Genomic DNA, 18,143 nt, shown 5'->3' with positions numbered 1-18,143 from the left:
CATCAAGGAGTCCTCCATGCGTTCCCCCGTCCCTTTCGCGGCCCTCGCCGCCTCCGCCACGATCCTCGCCCTCGCCGGGTGCGCCGGGGCATCATCCGGTGGCGAGCTCACCCCAGAGGACTCGCCACTGAGCGAGTACCTGTCCGCAGCATGGGGCGGTGATCTTTCGCCGGAGGAGCAGCAGAAGAAGTTCGCCGAACAGCAGGCGAAGTCCGAAGCCCTCATGGCGGAGTGCATGGCAGAGGAGGGGTTCGAATACGCGCCGGCGCAAGATGTCAGTCTCGACATCTCTACCGGTGACGAGTGGGAACCGGACAAGCGGGAGTGGGTCGAGAAGTACGGCTACGGCTATGTCACCAGCCCGGGTGCGGAAGCGCCCGTGGAGGAACCGGCCGAGGAGACCGTCGATCCGAATGCGGCATACGTCTCGAGCCTCTCCGCATCCGAGCAGACCGCGTACTACGAGACGCTCTACGGCGTCTCTCCCACGGACGAGGAACTCGAGGACGGCGCGTACGAGTACCGCTGGGAGGATGCGGGATGTCAGGGCTGGGCTCAGCACGAGGTCTCGGGCGACGACCCTGCGCAGAGCGAGGAGTTCACCGCGCTCTGGGAGAAGCTGCAGAAGCTGTCGACCGAGGCGCAGGAAGGACCCGAGCTCGCCGACCTGAACGCCGAGTGGGCGACGTGCATGGCCGACCACGGCGAACCGGGGTTCGCAGCCCAAGGGGACGCGGGGCAGTCGATCATCGCTGCGCAGGAGAAGATCTACGAGGCGGCGTCCGGTGGCGACGGCGAGTCGGGCGACGGCGAGTCGGGTGACGGCGAGTCGGGTGACGGCCCGGCCGCGGACATCCAGGACCCCAACGACAGCCCGGAGATGAAGGCTCTGGGGGAGCGGGAGATCGAACTGGCGCTGGTGGATCTCGAGTGCCGGGAGAAGACGTCCTTCGCCACGAGGTCGCTGCGGATCCAGTTCGCTCTCGAGGAGAAGTTCATCGCCGAGAACAAGGCCGAGCTCGACGCATTCAAGGCCGCCGCCGAGCAGAGCAAGTGATGGGCGGGGTAGATGCGTCCGGTGTCGGGGGATGGCGACGAGTCCTCCGTCGGAATCGCACGCTCTGGATCGTGGCGCTCGTCGCCGTGGCGAGCCTCGTCGCTGGTCTGCTCGTCGGCCGGCTGCTGCTGACGCCGGACGCCTCGAGCGCCGATGCCCCGGAACCGGGACTCGTTACCGCCCCGGTCGAGTTCGGTCCGCTCAGCAACGACGTGACGTTGCGCGCGGACGTCGGATACGCGGATGCCGTCGAAGTGAAGCTCGACACCTCGGCGATCTCCGGCGCCGCGGTGGTGACCGGTCAGGTCCCCGAGGTCGGAGCGACGCTCACCCCGCTCTCGATCGCGCTGGAAGTCGTCGGACGTCCGGTCATCGTGCTGCCCGGCGGCCCTCCGTCCTACCGCACGCTCCGCTACGGGGTCTCGGGACCCGACGTGCTCCAGCTCAAGCAGGCCCTCACGAGCGTGGGGATCGGCGTGGGCGACGTGAAGTCGAATGTGTTCGACGGGGCGACGGCGGCCGCGGTCGGCGAGCTGTACGCGCAGGCGGGGTACCCGGTTCCCCCTCCCGAGGACGGTGCGGTCGAGGGCGTGCGCTCAGCGGAGGAGGGCGTCCGCGCGGCGCAGGCCGGTGTTGCGGAGGCACAGCAGGCGTTGAACGAGGCGGGAGCCGGTCCCAGTGCCGTGGAGACGTGGCAGGCGGACGTCAAGGTGGCGGCAGCACAGCAGGCGGTGGCGAACGCGCAGGCTGCCGGCGAGGATGTGCAGCAGGCGCAGTGGGACCTGCAGACCGCGCAGTTGGAACGCGAGCAGCTTCATGCCGCGAAGGACACGGGCGCGCAGCGGGCGGCGCTCGAGTCCGCACGGGCGCAGGTGGCCTCGGCCGATCAGGCACTCGAGGAGGCGCGTCAGAAGGCGCTTCCGTATCTGCCCGCGAGCGAGGTGCTCTACCTGACGGAGCTCCCGCGTCGCGTGGATGCGGTCGACGTCGAGCGCGGATCGGTGCTGTCCGGAGCGGCCATGACGGTGTCCGGGGCGACCGTGCGTCTGACCGGGGCCGCAGCCGAGGCGGACGCCGCTCTGCTGAAGGTCGGAGCGGAGGGGACGTTCGCGCTGCCGGACGGAGAACCGCATCGCGCGGTGATCTCGAAGCTCGAGGCCGGAAAGGACAGCGCGTCCCGGTGGGAGGTGCTTCTCGATCCGGATCCGCTGACACCCGAGCAGATCTCGCAGCTGCAGGGCGAGAACGTCCGCGTCACGCTCGCGGTCGGCGCTACGGACGGCGAGGTCCTCTCCGTCCCGCTCGCTGCGCTCACCGCGGGGCCGGGCGGGGAGTCGCGGGTGGAGGTGGTCGAGTCCGATCCGCGCGAGGGCGACGAGGCGAAGACGCGCCTCGTGGTCGTCGAGCCGGGACTCGCCGCGAAGGGCGCTGTCGAGGTGACACCCGTCGAGGGGAAGCTCGCAGAGGATGATCTGGTGGTGGTGGGGCGGTGACGCTCTCGGCACCCCTCGTCGAACTCCGCGATGTCACGCGGTCGTTCCCCGGACCGCCGGAGGTGCAGGCGCTCAAGTCGGCGACGCTGAGCGTGCGGGCGGGGGACTACCTCTCGATCGTCGGGCCCAGCGGCTCCGGGAAGTCGACCATGCTCAACCTCCTGGGGCTGCTCGACCGCCCGAGCGTGGGGGAGTACCGGCTCGCCGGAGTGCTCACCGGTGACCTCTCCGAGGACGAGCGGGCGGCGGTCAGGGCGCGGTTCATCGGATTCGTCTTCCAGTCCTTCCACCTGCTGCCCCGGCGCAGCGTGCTCGACAACGTCCTGCTGCCCATGCTGTACAGCGGTGTCCCGCGGCAGGAGCGCGAGCGGCGAGCCAGGGATGCGCTGATGCGCGTCGGTCTCGGCCACCGCATCGACTTCTCCCCGAACGCGCTCTCGGGCGGTGAGCGGCAGCGGGTCGCCGTCGCGCGCGCGGTCGTCAGCGGTCCGCAGCTGCTGCTCGCGGACGAGCCGACCGGCAACCTCGATCAGCGCACCTCCGGAGAGGTCATGGACCTGTTCGAAGCCCTCAACGCCGACGGCCTCACGCTCGTCGTCATCACGCACGACGACGGTGTGGCGCGGCGAGCCGGGCGGTCCATCCGCATCGCCGACGGCCGGTTGACGGAGCTGTGATGCGTCAGCGCACCGCGGAGACCGAGAACTCGGTGTCGACGCTGACGCCCGCAGTGAAGCACGCCGACCGATTCACGGCCCAGGACCTCGTCGCCGAGGCGACGGCGGACATCGGCGCCCGCCCCGCCCGACTCGTCATGACGATCCTCGGGACGGTCCTCGGCATCGCGTCGCTCGTCGCGACGCTCGGCTTCGCGCAGACCGCCGCCGGCCAGATCGCGCGGCAGTTCGACGGCGTCGCGGCGACGCAGGTCCAGGTCACCCCGGCCGAGGCGAAGTCCGGCAAGGCGAGCACCACGGTCGCGACCGGGCGCCTGCCATGGGATTCCCCTGATCGCGTGCGGCTGCTGGCCGGCGTGGAGAGTGCCGCTCTCCTCGGCGAGGTCGAACTGGCGGACGGGGAGACGATCACGGCGGTGCCGGTGAACGATCCTTCGGCGCCGCTCGTGGCACCGCCGAAGCTGTTCGCGACCACCCCGGAGCTTCCGGAGGCCGTCGAAGGCGAGGTCGTGACCGGCCGCTTCTTCGACCAGGGGCACGACGAGCGCGGCGACAGGGTGGCGGTGCTCGGGCGGCGAGCCGCCGAGCGGATGGGGATCAATCGCGTCGACTCGCAGCCGTCGATCTTCATCGCGGGAGTGCCGTACTCGGTGATCGGCATCGTCGAGGGCATGGGGCGTCGCTCGGAGCTCGTGGACGGGGTCATCATCCCCCTCGGTGCCGCCCGATCCGACTTCCGCCTCGCTGCGCCGAGCGAGCTGGCGATCCGCATCGCCCTCGGCGCGGGACCGCAGGTCGCCGAGCAGGCGGTGATCGCCCTCCAACCCGACGACCCGGACTCCCTGGAGGCCCGGTCGCCCGCGTCCTCCTCCGACCTCAGCCGAGACGTGCAGGCGGACGTGAACGTGGTGGTCCTCATCCTGGGAGTGATCGCCCTGCTCGCCGGGGGTCTCGGCATCGCGAACGTGACACTGCTGTCGGTGATGGAGCGCATCGGGGAGATCGGCCTTCGACGCGCGCTCGGGGCCACGCGACGCCAGATCGCAGCGCAGTTCATGGTGGAGTCCGTCGTCATCGGCTTCATCGGGGGGATCATCGGATCGGCACTCGGCGTCGCGGCCGTCATCGTCGTGGCGGCGCTCCAGGGCTGGTCGCCCGTGACGGACCCGCTGGTGGCGATCGCCGGCGTCCTCCTGGGGGCACTGGTCGGGTGGGCATCCGGCTGGTATCCCGCACGCCGGGCGGCTCGCATCGAGCCCGTCGCCGCGTTGCGCGGCAGCTGAGCCGGGACCCGGCCGCTACAATCGAGCAAGCACGACGGAGCGGGAGAACGGGTGGCTGAGAAAGTGGCGAAGTCCAGGGCGAAGGCGCAGAAGGCCGACGAGACCCCCATGGGACCCACCGGCCGTCCGTACCACGGGTTCCCGATTCCGGAACCGCTGAAGTCCCACGGGCCTGCCCGCATCATCGCGCTGTGCAACCAGAAGGGCGGCGTCGGCAAGACCACCACGTCCATCAACCTGGCCGCTGCACTGGCGGAGTACGGCCGGAAGGTGCTCGCCGTCGACTTCGACCCGCAGGGGGCGCTGTCGGCCGGCCTGGGCATCCCCACGCACGACGTTCCGACGATCTACGACCTGCTGCTGGACACCAAGCGCGACGCCCACGACGCCATCGTGCACTCCAGCGTCGACGGCCTCGATGTCATCCCCGCGAACATCGACCTGTCGGCTGCGGAGGTGCACCTGGTCAACGAGGTCGCCCGCGAGACGATCCTGGCCCGCGTGCTGCGCCAGGTGGCGGGGGAGTACGACGTCATCCTCGTCGACTGCCAGCCGTCGCTGGGCATCCTCACCGTCAACGCGCTCACCGCCGCGCACGGCGTCATCATCCCGCTCGAGTGCGAGTTCTTCGCCCTGCGCGGTGTCGCCCTGCTCATCGAGACCATCGACAAGGTCCGCGACCGTCTCAACCCCTCGATCACGATGGACGGGCTGCTGGCGACCATGTACGACCCGCGCACGCTGCACTCGCGCGAGGTGCTGGAACGCGTCGTCGAGGCCTTCGGGGATGACGTGCTGGAGACCGTGATCGGGCGCACCGTGAAGTTCCCGGACGCCTCCGTGTCGGGCGTGCCGATCACCGAGTTCGCCCCCGAGCACGCCGCCGCTCAGGCGTACCTGCGGCTGGCGCGGGAGCTGGTCGCCCGTGGCGCCGTCGCCTGACGAAAGCCCTGTCGACGCAGCGCTCGAGGAGAGCGCGGACGATGCGGCCACCCCGGACGACGCCGGGTTCCGGGTCTCGCTGTCGAACTTCGACGGCCCGTTCGACCTGCTGCTGAATCTGATCTCGAAGCACGAGATGGACATCACCGAGGTGTCGCTGAGCGCGGTGACCAACGAGTTCATCGCGTACCTCGGGGAGCTCGACGACGATGAGGACCTCGACCAGGCGTCGGAGTTCCTCGTCGTCGCGGCGACGCTGCTCGACATGAAGGTCGCCGGGCTCCTGCCGCAGGGCGAGCTGGTCGACGCGGAGGCGGTGGCCCTGCTCGAGGCGCGCGATCTGCTGTTCGCACGACTGCTGCAGTACCGCGCGTTCAAGGAGGTCTCCGCCTGGTTCGCCCGCTGCCTGCAGCGCGAGGACCGGCGGCACGTGCGCGCCGTCCGCCTGGAGGAGAAGCACCGCCGCCAGACGCCGGAGCTGGTGTGGTCGCTGACCGCCGACGACTTCGCGGCGATCGCGATGCTGGCCTTCGCCCCGAAGGAGATCCCGCACGTCGGGCTGGACCACCTGCATGCCCCGCTCGTGAGCATCAGGGAGCAGGCGGCGATCGTGGTGACCCTCTTGCGTGCGACGGAGTCGGTGAGCTTCCGCGAGCTCGTGGCGGGCGTGAGCGAGCCGGGGATCGTGGTGGCGCGGTTCATCTCGGTGCTGGAGCTGTACCGGCATGCGGCCCTGTCTTTCGAACAACTGGAACCGCTCGGCGAGCTGACGCTCCGCTGGGCAGCCGACTCCTGGTCGGACGAGACGCTGGCGACCCTGGGGGCCGACTATGACCGATGACGTGACCGACGAGACCACCGCCGACCTGGCCGGCGCCGAGGAGATCCCTCTCGCCGAACGCATCGAAGCGATCCTGTTCATCGTGGACGAGCCGATCGGCCTGGTCGCTCTGGCGGCCGCCGTCGGCTCCCCGGTCCCCGCCGTGCGCCAGACCCTGGAAATGCTCGTCGAGGACTACGACGGCGAAGGCAAGGGTCCGCGCCGCGGATTCGAGCTGCGCGAGGTCGGCGGCGGCTGGCGGCTGTACGTGCGCGAAGACCTCGACGACGTCGTCGCCGCGTTCATCGGCGGTCAGGCCCCTGCGCGTCTGTCGCAGGCCGCGCTCGAGACCCTGGCCGTGATCGCCTACAAGCAGCCGGTCACGCGCAGCCAGGTCGCCTCCATCCGTGCGGTCAACGTGGACTCCGTCGTGCGCACGCTCCTCGCGCGCGGGCTCATCACCGAGCTGTTCGCCGACTCCGAGACCGGCGCCATCAACTACGGCACGACCGATGCGCTGCTGCAGCACCTCGGGATCAACTCGCTGGACGAGCTGCCGCCGATCTCCCCGCTGCTCGATGACGGGGCAGACGGATTCGACGAAGGGACCATCCGATGACCGGCTTCGACGCCTCGACAGACTCCGGAGCCGCACCCGAGGGTGTGCGCCTGCAGAAGGTGCTCGCCGCCGCAGGCGTGGCCTCTCGCCGCGTCGTCGAGCAGTACATCGTCGAGGGTCGCATCCGTGTCAACGGCATCGTCGTCTCCGAGCTCGGCAGGCGGATCGATCCGGAGAACGACCTCGTCGACGTCGACGGCACCGCGATCCAGCTGGATGTCTCCAAGCGCTACGTCATGCTCAACAAGCCCACCGGCGTGGTCAGCAGCATGAAGGACGAGAACGGGCGCCCCGACCTGCGGCGCTTCACCGCCGACTACGAGGAGCGGCTGTACAACGTCGGACGCCTGGACGCCGAGACCAGCGGCCTGCTGATCCTGACCAACGACGGCGCGCTCGCGCATGTGCTGGCCCACCCCTCGTTCGGGGTCACCAAGGTGTACATCGCGAAGGTCGAGGGCACCGTGCTGCCCCAGACGATCACGAAGCTCACGAAGGGCATCGAGCTGGAAGACGGCCCCATCGCGGCGGACAAGGCACGGCTGCTGGACACGTCGCGCGGGTCGAGCCTCGTCGAGCTGACGCTGCACTCGGGACGCAACCGCATCGTGCGGCGGATGATGGCTGCGGTCGGCCACCCGGTCACCGAACTCGTCCGCCGCCAGTTCGGCCCGCTCCACCTGGGAACCCTCCCGGCCGGGAAGGCGCGGGAACTGAGTAAAATCGAACTCGGCGCGCTTCTGACCCTGTCGCGCCGTGATTCCGGTGTCGCCGAGGCGCCAGGCGAGCAGGAGAACGAATGACCGATACGACGAGTGCGCCCGCGGGGCCTCGGCGAGCGGGCTTCGTCGCGCCCCGGCTCTCCGGCACCGTCCGCATCGTGGGCGCCGGCCTCCTGGGAGCCAGCGTCGGTCACGCGCTGCGGGCGAAGGGGATCGACGTCGTCCTGACCGACGCGTCGCCTGCGCAGCTGCGCCTCGCGGTCGACTACGGCGCCGGCCGTGTCCCCGCGGATGACGACCACCCGTCCTTGATCGTCGTGGCGGTGCCGCCGGATGTCACGGCGGACGTGATCCAGGCCGAACTCGAGCGCTTCCCCGAGGCCGTCGTGACCGACGTCGCCAGCGTCAAGCTCGAGCCGTTCCGCACGCTGCGGGCCCGCGGTGTGGATCTCACCCGCTACATCGGGTCGCATCCTCTCGCCGGGAGGGAGCGTGGTGGAGCCATCTCGGCGCGCGCCGACCTGTTCATCGGCCGACCCTGGGTCGTGTGCCGCGACGAGGAGACCAAGGCGTCCGACCTCGCCCTGGTCGAGGCGCTCGCTCTGGACGTGGGCGCCATGCCGCTCGAGATGACCCCCGAGGAGCACGACCGTTCGGTCGCGCTGACCTCGCACGTGCCGCAGGTCGTGGCCAGTCTGCTGGCGGCCCGTCTCGCCGGCGCCGAGGAGGGCGCGCTGCGCCTGGCCGGTCAGGGCGTTCGCGACACGACCCGCATCGCCGCGTCCGCCCCGGAACTCTGGGTGCAGATCCTCGGGGCCAACGCCGGGCCCGTCGTCGAGATCCTCGACGCCCTCGCCGCCGACCTCGGCGAGATCTCCGACGCCCTGCGGCAGCCAGCGGCCCCCGGTGCGCGACGCATCGTCGCCGAGGCGATCCGTCAGGGCAACGACGGCGTGGAACGACTGCCCGGCAAGCATGGGCAGAACCGCCGCTTCGAGACACTCGTGGTCATGGTCGACGACACCGCCGGCCAGCTCGGACGCCTGTTCGGCGAGCTCGGCGAGCTCGGCGTGAACGTCGAGGACCTGCGGCTCGAGCACTCGCCCGGTGCGCAGTTCGGCCTCGCCGAGATCAGCGTCGACCCCGCCGCGCTGCACGGCGCGATCACGGGACTCCAGGAGCGCGGCTGGCGGATCGCGGGGAACACCAATGACTGACCTCTCCTCTTCACCGACCAGCGAGGCATCCGTGACCGACGCCGCCAAGTTCATCGCGATCGACGGGCCGGCGGGTTCCGGCAAGTCCAGCGTGTCCAAGGCCGTCGCCCGCACCCTCGGATACGGCTATCTCGACACGGGTTCCGCCTACCGCGCGCTCGCGTGGCACGTCCTCGACCGCGGCGCCGACACCGACGACGCGGAGGCCGTACGCGCCGCGGCCTCGGACTTCCCGGTCCGGCTCGGACTCGACCCCGACGACCGCACCGTGCGGGTGGGGGAGGCGGAGGTCACCGACGCCATCCGCGACCCGCGTGTCTCCGGTGCCGTCAGCGGTGTCGCCCGCGTGCCCGAGGTGCGGGCGCAGGTGAACGAGCTGTTCCGCCGACTGGTGTCGGAAGCCCCGTACCCGGCCGTGGTGGTCGAAGGTCGCGACATCACCACCGTGGTCGCCCCCGACGCTCCCGTCCGCATCCTGCTCACCGCGGCCCCCGAAGTCCGGGCCGCACGACGTGCCGGCGAACTCGCCGGCGAGAACGCGGCTGCTGTCGCCGCGGCGCTGCACAAGCGCGACGCCTCAGACAGTGCCGTCGTCGACTTCCTGAACGCCGCAGAAGGCGTCGAGGTCGTCGATTCGACGGAACTCGATTTCCCCCAGACCATCGACGCCGTGCTCACGGTGATCGAACGACTCCGAGGAGCACACCGTGGCTGACGACGAATACGAAGGCGGCCCCGACCAGCTCGCCGAGAAGATGGACCAGCTCGACGAGCAGCTGGCCGAGCAGCGCGCGGAGACTCTGCGCGCCGGCCTCGCCGATTACGAGCTGGACGATGAGGACGCGGAGCTCCTCGCGGGCATCACGCTCGGCGAGGACGGCATCCAGTACAGCCCCGCGCTGCCCGTGGTGGCGATCGTCGGGCGCCCGAACGTGGGCAAGTCCGCGCTCGTGAACCGCATCCTCGGCCGCCGCGAGGCCGTCGTGGAGGACACCCCGGGTGTGACGCGCGACCGCGTGACCTACAAGGCCGAGTGGGCGGACCGCCGGTTCTCGCTCGTCGACACCGGCGGGTGGGAGCCCGACGCCCGCGGCATCGACCGCTCGGTGGCCGCGCAGGCCGAGGTCGCGATCGACCTCGCCGACATGGTGCTGTTCGTCGTCGACGCGATGGTGGGCGCCACCTCGACCGACGAGCACGTCGTCAAGCTGCTGCGCAAGAGCGGCAAGCCCGTGTTCCTCGTCGCGAACAAGATCGACGACGCCCGTCAGGAGCCCGAAGCGGCAGCACTGTGGAACCTCGGTCTCGGGGAGCCGCACCCGGTGTCGGCGATCCACGGTCGCGGTGTCGCTGACCTGCTCGATGAGGTGCTGAAGAAGCTTCCCGAGGTCTCGGCCGTCGCGAAGCAGGAGATCGGCGGCCCGCGTCGCGTCGCGATCCTCGGCCGTCCGAACGTGGGCAAGTCGTCGCTGCTGAACAAGGCGGCCGGCGAGGAGCGCGTGGTCGTGAACGATCTGGCCGGCACCACCCGCGACCCGGTCGACGAGGTGGTCGAGCTCGGCGGGAAGATGTGGCGCCTGGTCGACACGGCCGGCATCCGTCGCCGCGTGCACATGGCGCAGGGCGCGGACTTCTACGCCTCGCTGCGCACCTCCGCCGCCCTGGAGAAGGCAGAGGTCGCGGTCGTCGTGCTCGATGTCTCCGAGTCGATCAGCGAGCAGGACGTGCGCATCATCGACCTCGTGCTGGAGTCGGGCCGTGCGCTGGTGCTGGCGTTCAACAAGTGGGACCGTCTGAACGACGACGACCTCGAGAACGCGGACCGTCGTCGCTACCTGGAGCGCGAGATCGAGCAGGACCTGGCGCACGTCGCCTGGGCTCCGCGCGTGAACATCTCGGCGAAGACGGGTCGTCACCTCGACAAGCTGGTGCCCGCGCTGGAGACCGCGCTGGAGAACTGGGACCGTCGCATCCCGACGGGCAAGTTCAACGCCTTCCTCGCCGAACTGGTGGCCGAGCACCCGCACCCGCTGCGCGGCGGCAAGCAGCCGCGCATCCTGTTCGGCACGCAGGCGTCGACGCGTCCGCCGACGTTCGTGCTGTTCACGACCGGATTCCTCGACCCGGGGTACCGTCGCTTCATCCAGCGACGCCTGCGGGAGCTGTACTCGTTCGAGGGCACGCCGATCGTGATCAACATGCGCGTGCGCGAGAAGCGTCAGCGCTGACCTGTTCCCGTGCGTGACACGCGGTGGTGCCCGGGGCCGGATGCTGTGAAAGGCTGGGGGCGTGACTGTCGTTCCTCCCGCCGCCGGTGAACCGCGTCGCCCCGAGGGGCCGCGCGATCCGGGCGATGCCTGGGTCGTGGCGGACACGGGGGAGCGGTACTGGGGGCGCTTCGGCGCCGCCGGGCTTCTCGCCTATGACGCCGCCCGCGGCATCCTGCTGCAGCATCGCGTGTCGTGGAGCCACTTCGGTGGCACCTGGGGCCTGCCTGGCGGGGCGCTGCACGAGGACGAGACCGCGATCGGCGGTGCCATCCGTGAGGCGCAGGAAGAGGCGGGGGTGCCGGACGGTGCCGTGCGTCCGCTGTTCACGAGCGTCCTTGACCTGGGTATCTGGTCGTACACGACCGTCGTCGCCGACGTGGTCGATCCCTTCGATCCGGTGATCAGCGACCCGGAGAGCGTCGCCCTGGAGTGGGTTCCGCTGGACGCGGTCGACGGTCGTCCGTTGCACCCCGGTTTCGCGGCGGCGTGGCCGGTGCTGCGGCAGCAGCTCGCTGAGCGGCCGGTTCTCGTGGTGGACGCGGCGAACGTCGTGGGCTCTGTGCCCGATGGATGGTGGAAGGACCGCGCCGGCGCGGCCTCGCGTCTGCGGTCCCGGCTCGAGGGTCTGGCTGTGCCCGCCGGTGCGCTCGACCTCGGCGGTGACGTGTGGTTCCCCGCGGTGTCGCTCGTGGTGGAGGGTCAGGCCCGCGGCATCGAAGCCGGGTCTGGTGGCGTGTCTGTCGTCGAAGCCGAGGGCGCGGGCGATGACGCCATCGTCGCGGAGGTCGAGCGCCGCATCGCCGACGGCCGGACCGTCGTCGCGGTGACCAGCGATCGGGAGCTGCAGGAGCGTGTCGCGCGTGCGGGTGCGGCCAGGGTGCGTTCGGCCGGGTGGCTTCGAGGCCTGCTCGAGAACCGCGACTGAATCCAGGGGTTGGGTCCCGGTCAGACGAACATCACGCGCCGAGGCGGCGGGTCGGAGTAGTCGCGCCCGAGCGGACTGTGCCAGGTGATGCTGCCGTCTCGCTCCTGATGGGCGGTCCAGCGGTGCGCGTCCGGGATATCGGGGTGCTTGAGCGTGTGATGCGCTCGACAGAAGTGCCCGAGGTTGTCCAACCGGGTTCGTCCGCCGAGGGCGCGGTCGTGGTTGTGATCGATGTCGCACCGGTGCACCGGCATGCGGCACCCGGGGAAGCGGCAGTGCTGATCCCGCGCGCGGAGGAAGCGGCGCATGCTCTCGGTGGGCGTGTAGGTGTCGGTCTCGACGACCATCCCCTGCGCGTCCAGGAACAGGCGGCTCCACCCTGTGTTGCGTCCGGCGAGCTCTCGCGCGACGTCGGGGTGGAGCGGACCGTGCCCGTCGAGCTGTGCGGGGCGGTCGTCTGCGCCGGTGAGTGTGGAAGCGGCGACGGTCACTTGGACCCGGGCGTGGATGCCATCGAGTGCTGTTCCGTGCGCCGCGCTGGGGTCCGCGGTCAGGAGGAGGTCGCTGAACAGGTCGGCCTGGATCTGCGCCCACGTCCTGTCGTCGGTGGGGAAGTGCTCGACCTCGGGGTCGGTCGCGAACGTGTCGCCACTGGCGATCACGGCCTCCTCGAAGCCGTCGAATGCCGGGTCGTCGAGGTCGATGTCGCGCGGGCTGATGGTGTCGGACTCCTCTGACCAGGACGGGGAGGGGCGGAACTCCCGCGTATTCCTGGCGCGGACGACCTCGCGCGTCAGGCGGCTCAGCCTGTCAGCGATCGCGTTCGCGACCCACTCCGGGAGCACGGCGGTGAGCAGAGCGAGGCCGTCGTCGAGGGGCTTCACCGTCACTGACCGCTCGGAGGCCGCTCGCCGATGCCGGTCAAGCAGAGTCTCACCGGTGAGGGCGGCGGCGACCTGGCGCGCGTGCGCGCGAGTCCGCGCAGCAGTGTCGCGCTCCGCGACGACGAGGACCGCGGCTTCGAACAGAGCCATCACCGCGGGGTCGGCTTTCCTATTGCGGATCGCTTCGTCGACGAGCGCGCTCGCCCTGGCGATCTCGCGGACATGGGCGGCGCTGAGCGATCCTGCGGCGAAGGCGGAGCGGACTTCAGGGAGGTGGGTGAGCAGGGCCCGGGCATCAGCGAAGGCGAACTCGATCGACCCCTTCGAGACGTGCCCGGCGGCGGAGAACTCGGCGACCATCGAGCGGTAGATCGCGTCGCGGTGGAACGGAGTCGCGGACACCTCCGAGTCGTGGAGTGCGATCTGCTCGATGAGCAGTTCAGCGGCCTCGGCCTCGAGTCGAGCGATCTCACGTTTCTTGCTGACCCAGGCGTCCAGCACGCGACGTCGTTCCTCGAGGTCGAGGTCGATATCGGTGGGGCGGCTCATGCTCCCATCTTAGAACAAAGCTTCGAATCAAGCGAGGTCCGCGCAGCGGTGTATGCGGGCATATCAGTACGGTGGTAGCTCGTCCCTGCCGCGCAGCTTGTCGATGTCACGCCGCTCCCGTTTGGTCGGACGCCCGGCGCCGCGATCGCGCACGCCGAGGGCGGCCTGCGGTTCGCGCTCGGGAGTCCGGTCCTCGTAGGCAAGGGCAGCGAGCGGTGCACCCACACGCTTGACGAGCAGTTGGCGGACGATGAGGATCCGATCGAAACCGGCGATGCGGATGCGCAATTCGTCGCCGATACGAACCTGCTGCGCTGCCTTGACCTTGTCGCCGTTCACCCGAACATGCCCGGCGCGGCATGCGGTCGTCGCGGCCGAGCGGGTCTTGTAGACGCGGATCGCCCACAGCCAGCTGTCGACGCGTACGGCGTCCATCAGGCGGCCGCCTTCCGCAGGCTCAACAGCGCGCCCGCGACGATCAGGCCCTGGCCGGTCGTGTAGGTCAGCATCACGGCCGGGCTGGACCACGACGGCAGCGCGTCGGGCAGGAAGAGCCGGAAAGCGAGGATCGTGTCGCTCGTCAGAAAGAACGCTCCACCGAGCGCGACGAGAGGATGGCACCGAGCCGAAAAGGCGGCCGTGCCTCCCAAGACGAGTCCGTACACGGCCACCGCGATCAGCAGAACGCCGGTGTGCGGGCCCAGGATCGCGATCATCGCGACCCACCAGGCGACGTAGATCAGGGCCCACCAGGGCATCCGGCGCATCGCCAAGTGGCGGGCGAACAGCAGGATGTATGCCACATGCGCGATGCCGAAGAACAGCAGCATGAGCGGCAGCTCCGGCGCCGTGGGGAAGAACGCCCCGGCCCCGTCGCCGAGCCACGAGAACAACAGGGCCGCCAGCAGCATGAGCAGGGCGCTGCGCGGGACGAGCTTTCGCGCGGACAGCACGACGGGAACCGCGAGCAGCGGCATCAGCAGAAGCTTGGTCGGTCCTGCGAGGGGACTCTCGACTGCGAGCAACACGACGTGAAGGATCGATACGGCTATGAACGGGGCGAACGCCCACAAGAGGCCGGTCGATGCGGCGCCGCGCGGGGAGCCGTCGTCGGCTGCTCTTCCGGCGAGAGGTGAGGAAGGACTCGACGCGGTCATTCAGGACTCCACGGTGACCTTTTCGACAGCGCCGTCGGCGCCGAAGTGGACCGCCGGCCAGTACTCCTCGGGGAAGTGCTCGCCGCAACTGTCGGTGAGATGAAGGACGATGCCCCCGTCTGATGACGCCTCGATGGTCTCGAGCACCAGGTCGGTGGCGGCATCGTCGAGTTCGCTCGGCTCCGGTTCCCCCGTGCTGAAGTTCGTGACCACGGCGTCGGTCGCGACGCGACGAAGCTCATCGAGTCGTGCGACGGTATCCCGCAGACGGGGGAGCAGCGGCAGCACCTCGTCGGGGGTGGTGCCCTCCACCATGAGCTCGAGCTCGGCGCCGTCGACCGTGACCGTGCCGACGAACCAGTCGTGTGTGAGGACGGTGCCATCCGTGAGCTCGGACCTCGCGCGGACGAGGGTGCCGAGTGCCGGGTCGTCGATGGTCGGGTTCTCGTCGCTCATGCCCTCACGCTAGCGGGTCGTCGCGAGGTCGAGAGCGACCAGGGTGCGCCCTGGCTTGAGTTCTGCCTGTTCTCGGAAGCCCGCGGCGAGGAAGGTTCCGAGGGTTCCGTGGAACAGATCGTTGCTCGGCTGCCGTTCGCCGCGTGTGTCGACCGGATACCCCTCGATCACGCGCGCGCCCGACTCGCGAGCATAGGAGACGGCCGCGCGGAGCAGGTCGAGGTTGAGCCCCGAGCCGCGGTGCTCCCTGCGCACGACGAAACACGTCACCGCCCACACGCTGTCGTCGTCGAAGGGCTCCTCCGTCGCGGCGGCGATGATGCGGGTGTGCTGCACGCGCGCTTGAGTGGTCCGCGGTCCGATCCGGATCCACCCCGCCGCCTCGCCGTCGACATATGCGACGAGCCCGGGCGGCGGACCCGCGTCGATCTCCGCCCGGAACATCTCAGCGCGCTGCGGGGTCGTCGTCGCGTTCCAGTCCTTGTTCCGGAGCATCGGCCAGATGCACTGGCAGCTGGCCCCGTCGCCGCCTCCCGTGAGAGCGTGCTGCACATCATCCCAGCGCGGCGGCGTCGCCAGCTCGGTCGTGATCGTCACCATGCCGCGACGCTACGCCGAGCATCCGACACCCGCAACGCGCCGGTTCGCGGAGGCGCCCGACATGCGGCTAAGATAGGGGAGTTGCCTGCGCGAGAGTGCAGAACAACGGGCTGTGGCGCAGCTTGGTAGCGCACTTGACTGGGGGTCAAGGGGTTCACCCCCTCCGGTCGGCCCGAAATAACTGAAAATCGATGCCACGGGATGTGGCGCAGCTTGGTAGCGCACCTGACTGGGGGTCAGGGGGTCGCAGGTTCAAATCCTGTCATCCCGACAGAAAAGCCCTGATGAGAAGCCATTTTCATCAGGGCTTTGTCATGTCTTCCGACGGGTTTTTGTTGGTCCCCCTCTGGTCCCCTCGCCGAGGCATGGATGCCTGCTCACAGACGTCGGAGGGCATATCTGGCTCTCGGGAGGTCGTTGCCTGTGGATAAGGGGACCAAAAGGGGACCAGAGCCTCCGATCGTGGCTCCCGGCTCCCCGTCACAGTGACCTCGAGGCCTCACGCCGGCTCGGTCGGCTGGCTTTGGCGGATCGGGCAAGGAAGGCGTTGGCCTGCTCCGCAGCGGAGGCGAGGTGGCGGTCGTCCGGGTGCAGGTATCCGCGGGTGGTCTCGACGGAGGCGTGGCCGAGGATGTCCTGTAGGACGTGCAGCGGGATGCCGGCGTCCGCCATCCAGGTCGCGCCGGTGTGCCGGAGGCCGTGTCGGGTGAGGTCGGGCAGGCCGAGATCGCTTACGATCTGGTCCCAGTTCGTCGCGTCCCGCACGGTCGCGGTCGTGAGAGCGCCGCCCTTCGGGCCGACCAGGAGCCGGTCCTCGGGCTCTTTCCCCTCCGTGAGCCGCTCAAGGACCGGTCGGAGCGGGTTGAGGATCGGGACGCGGCGTTCTCTGCGGCCTTTGGTCTGTTTCGTGATGAGCCCACCTTTGCCGGGGTAGGTCTGCCGCGCGATGACCACGATGTTCTTGTCGAACCGGACGTCACCGGCCTGAAGGCCTGAGACCTCGGATGAGCGCGCGGCGAGGAGGGCGGCGAGCATGACGAAGTCGGAGTACGACTGGTGAATGTTCCCGCAGTCTTCAGCGAGCTTCGTCAGCGTTGCCATGTCGGGGATCGCATGGGCACGTGGGGAAGTATCCTCCGCAGGCTGGAGACGGAAGGCATTGCGGTTCAGGCTGCGCTTGGCACGGTTTTTCGCGGGGTTGATCGGGATGAGCCCGTCGCGCACTGCTTCGTCGAGGACCCGCGCGAGCGGGGCGATGGAGTTCTTGATCGTCGAGGCCCCGTGCCGTTTCTCCCAGGCGTCGATGGTGCGGTCGATGATCCCGGCGGTGATCTGCGTGACGGGCAGGTGCCCGAGGGCAGGTAGCACCCGGAGCTTGAGCCCGTACCCGTAGGTCTCCCCGGTGGAGGTGGGGTCGAGGCCGCGCGCCCATCGGTCGCCGATCGTGGTGACGAACTCGGTGAGTGTCATGGACACGTCCATGCCCTTGGCCGATGACTGCCGCAGCGAGTCGAAGAACTCGTGCGCTGCCGCTTCGTCGGCGACGATCTCGGAACGGATGATGCGGCGTTTGCTGATCGGGTCCGTCCAGCGGGCCCGGGCGCGGATGCCGTAGGAGCGACGTTCCAGGTCGGTGGAGATCCTCACGCCGACCGGAGGCACCGGCTTCGGCTGCGCGTGCGGGAGCGGCTCAGCCTTCCTGGGCATGGCTGTGCTCCAGGCCTGCCAGCCAGGCGTCGACCGCGTCGATGCGGTACCGGGCGATCCCGCCCAGCCGCAGGAACGGCGGTCCCTGGCCGGCGGAACGCCACCTCGACAAGGTCGACTCGGACACCTTGAGATAGGCGGCGATCTCGCGACTGTCCATGAGAGGCGAGACCATGATCGTGCCGCCGGTATCGCTCATGCGACTTCTCCAGTGTTCGGGTCGAGCCCGGCATAGAAGTCGTCCTCGGCCTGGCGGCGCGCGGCGACATCGTCGAGGACGAACTGCACGAAGTCCTGATCCCGGTAAGCGATGATCGTGTCCTCGACTGGGCATGCCGGGTCCTCGCCGGGCCAGGTGGTCTGCCGGGTCGGGCGGTCTCGGTCGAGACGGGTTCCGGAAGCAGCGACCCAGTCATGGAGCCGCTGGCGGGCGTCGGCGAAGTCGCGATGCCAGCCCAGCGGGGCGGACCCGTTCTGTTCCGGGTCGTAGGCGGACAGCCAATGCAGGTGCAGAGCGCTCAGCTCCCACAGCAACTCCGGGTGGCGGTGCCAGAACGGCGGGACTACCGAAGCAGGCAGCCCGTAGGTCGCGCGGAGCCAGTCGACCCAGCGGTTCAGTTCCAGCCACTCGGCCTCCGCTTCCTCGCTGGTGAGGAGGTTCCAGTTGATCGGGTGCGGAGGCTCCGGGATCAGCGGCCCGTCGAACTCATCAGCCTCGTCCAGGTCGGGCTCGTCGGTCTCGGGGGCGGTGTCGTTCTCGTTCAT

The 18,143-nt window shown here is 69.7% G+C and carries 20 protein-coding genes and 2 tRNA genes; 14 read left to right on the top strand and 8 right to left on the bottom strand.

Annotated features, from left to right (window positions below):
• Positions 1 to 16 precede the first annotated feature (16 nt).
• The 12 genes from CSX12_RS11800 (at position 17) to CSX12_RS11745 (ending at position 12,025) form a co-directional block, all read left to right on the top strand.
• On the top strand, positions 17 to 1,057 hold the full coding sequence (locus tag CSX12_RS11800) for a hypothetical protein (RefSeq protein ID WP_124895912.1): 1,041 nt from the start codon (positions 17 to 19) through the stop codon (positions 1,055 to 1,057).
• 71 nt (positions 1,058 to 1,128) lie between these two features.
• Positions 1,129 to 2,550, top strand: a complete 1,422-nt coding sequence (locus CSX12_RS11795) for a hypothetical protein (RefSeq protein WP_241160448.1) — start codon at positions 1,129 to 1,131, stop codon at positions 2,548 to 2,550.
• The gene (locus CSX12_RS11790) at positions 2,547 to 3,227 is read left to right on the top strand and encodes an ABC transporter ATP-binding protein (RefSeq protein ID WP_124895910.1); all 681 of its coding nucleotides are present in this window, start codon (positions 2,547 to 2,549) and stop codon (positions 3,225 to 3,227) included. The genes CSX12_RS11795 and CSX12_RS11790 overlap by 4 nt, the downstream gene beginning before the upstream one ends.
• Positions 3,227 to 4,510: an ABC transporter permease gene (locus tag CSX12_RS11785; RefSeq protein ID WP_124895909.1), complete on the top strand. Its 1,284-nt coding sequence runs from the start codon at positions 3,227 to 3,229 to the stop codon at positions 4,508 to 4,510. The genes CSX12_RS11790 and CSX12_RS11785 overlap by 1 nt, the downstream gene beginning before the upstream one ends.
• 108 nt (positions 4,511 to 4,618) lie before the next feature.
• On the top strand, positions 4,619 to 5,452 hold the full coding sequence (locus CSX12_RS11780; RefSeq protein WP_192576782.1) for a ParA family protein: 834 nt from the start codon (positions 4,619 to 4,621) through the stop codon (positions 5,450 to 5,452).
• Positions 5,436 to 6,293 carry a ScpA family protein gene (locus CSX12_RS11775; protein ID WP_017202906.1) on the top strand — a complete coding sequence of 286 codons (858 nt, stop codon included), beginning with the start codon at positions 5,436 to 5,438 and terminating at the stop codon, positions 6,291 to 6,293. The genes CSX12_RS11780 and CSX12_RS11775 overlap by 17 nt, the downstream gene beginning before the upstream one ends.
• On the top strand, positions 6,283 to 6,891 hold the full coding sequence (gene scpB / locus CSX12_RS11770; RefSeq protein WP_017202905.1) for an SMC-Scp complex subunit ScpB: 609 nt from the start codon (positions 6,283 to 6,285) through the stop codon (positions 6,889 to 6,891). The genes CSX12_RS11775 and scpB overlap by 11 nt, the downstream gene beginning before the upstream one ends.
• Positions 6,888 to 7,694, top strand: coding sequence for a pseudouridine synthase (locus CSX12_RS11765; RefSeq protein ID WP_124895908.1), 807 nt, complete (start codon positions 6,888 to 6,890; stop codon positions 7,692 to 7,694). The genes scpB and CSX12_RS11765 overlap by 4 nt, the downstream gene beginning before the upstream one ends.
• The gene (locus tag CSX12_RS11760; RefSeq protein WP_124895907.1) at positions 7,691 to 8,830 is read left to right on the top strand and encodes a prephenate dehydrogenase; all 1,140 of its coding nucleotides are present in this window, start codon (positions 7,691 to 7,693) and stop codon (positions 8,828 to 8,830) included. The genes CSX12_RS11765 and CSX12_RS11760 overlap by 4 nt, the downstream gene beginning before the upstream one ends.
• Positions 8,823 to 9,545 carry a (d)CMP kinase gene (cmk, locus tag CSX12_RS11755; RefSeq protein WP_124895906.1) on the top strand — a complete coding sequence of 241 codons (723 nt, stop codon included), beginning with the start codon at positions 8,823 to 8,825 and terminating at the stop codon, positions 9,543 to 9,545. Before CSX12_RS11760 ends, cmk begins: the two co-directional genes overlap by 8 nt.
• 40 nt (positions 9,546 to 9,585) lie before the next feature.
• Positions 9,586 to 11,058, top strand: a complete 1,473-nt coding sequence (gene der / locus CSX12_RS11750) for a ribosome biogenesis GTPase Der (protein WP_225855847.1) — start codon at positions 9,586 to 9,588, stop codon at positions 11,056 to 11,058.
• A gap of 61 nt (positions 11,059 to 11,119) precedes the next feature.
• Positions 11,120 to 12,025, top strand: coding sequence for an NUDIX domain-containing protein (locus CSX12_RS11745; RefSeq protein ID WP_124895905.1), 906 nt, complete (start codon positions 11,120 to 11,122; stop codon positions 12,023 to 12,025).
• 20 nt (positions 12,026 to 12,045) lie between these two features.
• Here CSX12_RS11745 and CSX12_RS11740 read toward each other — a convergent pair whose 3' ends face one another.
• From CSX12_RS11740 to CSX12_RS11720, 5 genes are all read right to left on the bottom strand, one after another.
• A complete protein-coding gene (locus CSX12_RS11740; RefSeq protein ID WP_124895904.1) occupies positions 12,046 to 13,458 on the bottom strand; it encodes an HNH endonuclease signature motif containing protein in 1,413 nt (470 codons plus the stop codon).
• 63 nt (positions 13,459 to 13,521) lie between these two features.
• Positions 13,522 to 13,893, bottom strand: coding sequence for an RNA-binding S4 domain-containing protein (locus CSX12_RS11735; RefSeq protein ID WP_206427081.1), 372 nt, complete (start codon positions 13,891 to 13,893; stop codon positions 13,522 to 13,524).
• On the bottom strand, positions 13,893 to 14,486 hold the full coding sequence (locus tag CSX12_RS11730) for a lysoplasmalogenase family protein (protein ID WP_241160447.1): 594 nt from the start codon (positions 14,484 to 14,486) through the stop codon (positions 13,893 to 13,895). Before CSX12_RS11730 ends, CSX12_RS11735 begins: the two co-directional genes overlap by 1 nt.
• A 129-nt stretch (positions 14,487 to 14,615) precedes the next feature.
• Positions 14,616 to 15,071 carry a hypothetical protein gene (locus CSX12_RS11725; protein ID WP_124895902.1) on the bottom strand — a complete coding sequence of 152 codons (456 nt, stop codon included), beginning with the start codon at positions 15,069 to 15,071 and terminating at the stop codon, positions 14,616 to 14,618.
• 9 nt (positions 15,072 to 15,080) lie between these two features.
• Positions 15,081 to 15,671, bottom strand: coding sequence for a GNAT family N-acetyltransferase (locus CSX12_RS11720; protein ID WP_124895901.1), 591 nt, complete (start codon positions 15,669 to 15,671; stop codon positions 15,081 to 15,083).
• Positions 15,672 to 15,777: 106 nt separating this feature from the next.
• Between CSX12_RS11720 and CSX12_RS11715 the strand changes: the two genes are divergently transcribed.
• Together CSX12_RS11715 and CSX12_RS11710 are read left to right on the top strand one after the other, a co-directional pair.
• Positions 15,778 to 15,847 (top strand) — tRNA-Pro (locus tag CSX12_RS11715).
• Between the two features lie 21 nt (positions 15,848 to 15,868).
• Positions 15,869 to 15,942, top strand: a tRNA-Pro gene (locus tag CSX12_RS11710).
• 209 nt (positions 15,943 to 16,151) lie between these two features.
• Here CSX12_RS11710 and CSX12_RS11705 read toward each other — a convergent pair.
• The 3 genes from CSX12_RS11705 to CSX12_RS11695 are packed head-to-tail and all read right to left on the bottom strand — an operon-like array spanning position 16,152 to position 18,143.
• Positions 16,152 to 17,378 carry a site-specific integrase gene (locus tag CSX12_RS11705; protein WP_124895900.1) on the bottom strand — a complete coding sequence of 409 codons (1,227 nt, stop codon included), beginning with the start codon at positions 17,376 to 17,378 and terminating at the stop codon, positions 16,152 to 16,154.
• Positions 17,362 to 17,577: a helix-turn-helix domain-containing protein gene (locus CSX12_RS11700; protein WP_124895899.1), complete on the bottom strand. Its 216-nt coding sequence runs from the start codon at positions 17,575 to 17,577 to the stop codon at positions 17,362 to 17,364. Before CSX12_RS11700 ends, CSX12_RS11705 begins: the two co-directional genes overlap by 17 nt.
• Positions 17,574 to 18,143 carry a hypothetical protein gene (locus CSX12_RS11695; RefSeq protein ID WP_124895898.1) on the bottom strand — a complete coding sequence of 190 codons (570 nt, stop codon included), beginning with the start codon at positions 18,141 to 18,143 and terminating at the stop codon, positions 17,574 to 17,576. The genes CSX12_RS11700 and CSX12_RS11695 overlap by 4 nt, the downstream gene beginning before the upstream one ends.

It is taken from the genome of Microbacterium sp. Y-01 (assembly GCF_003856715.1).
GTDB classification, from domain to species: Bacteria; Actinomycetota; Actinomycetes; order Actinomycetales; family Microbacteriaceae; genus Microbacterium; species Microbacterium algeriense.
This window is presented reverse-complemented; position numbering and strand designations above follow the sequence as displayed.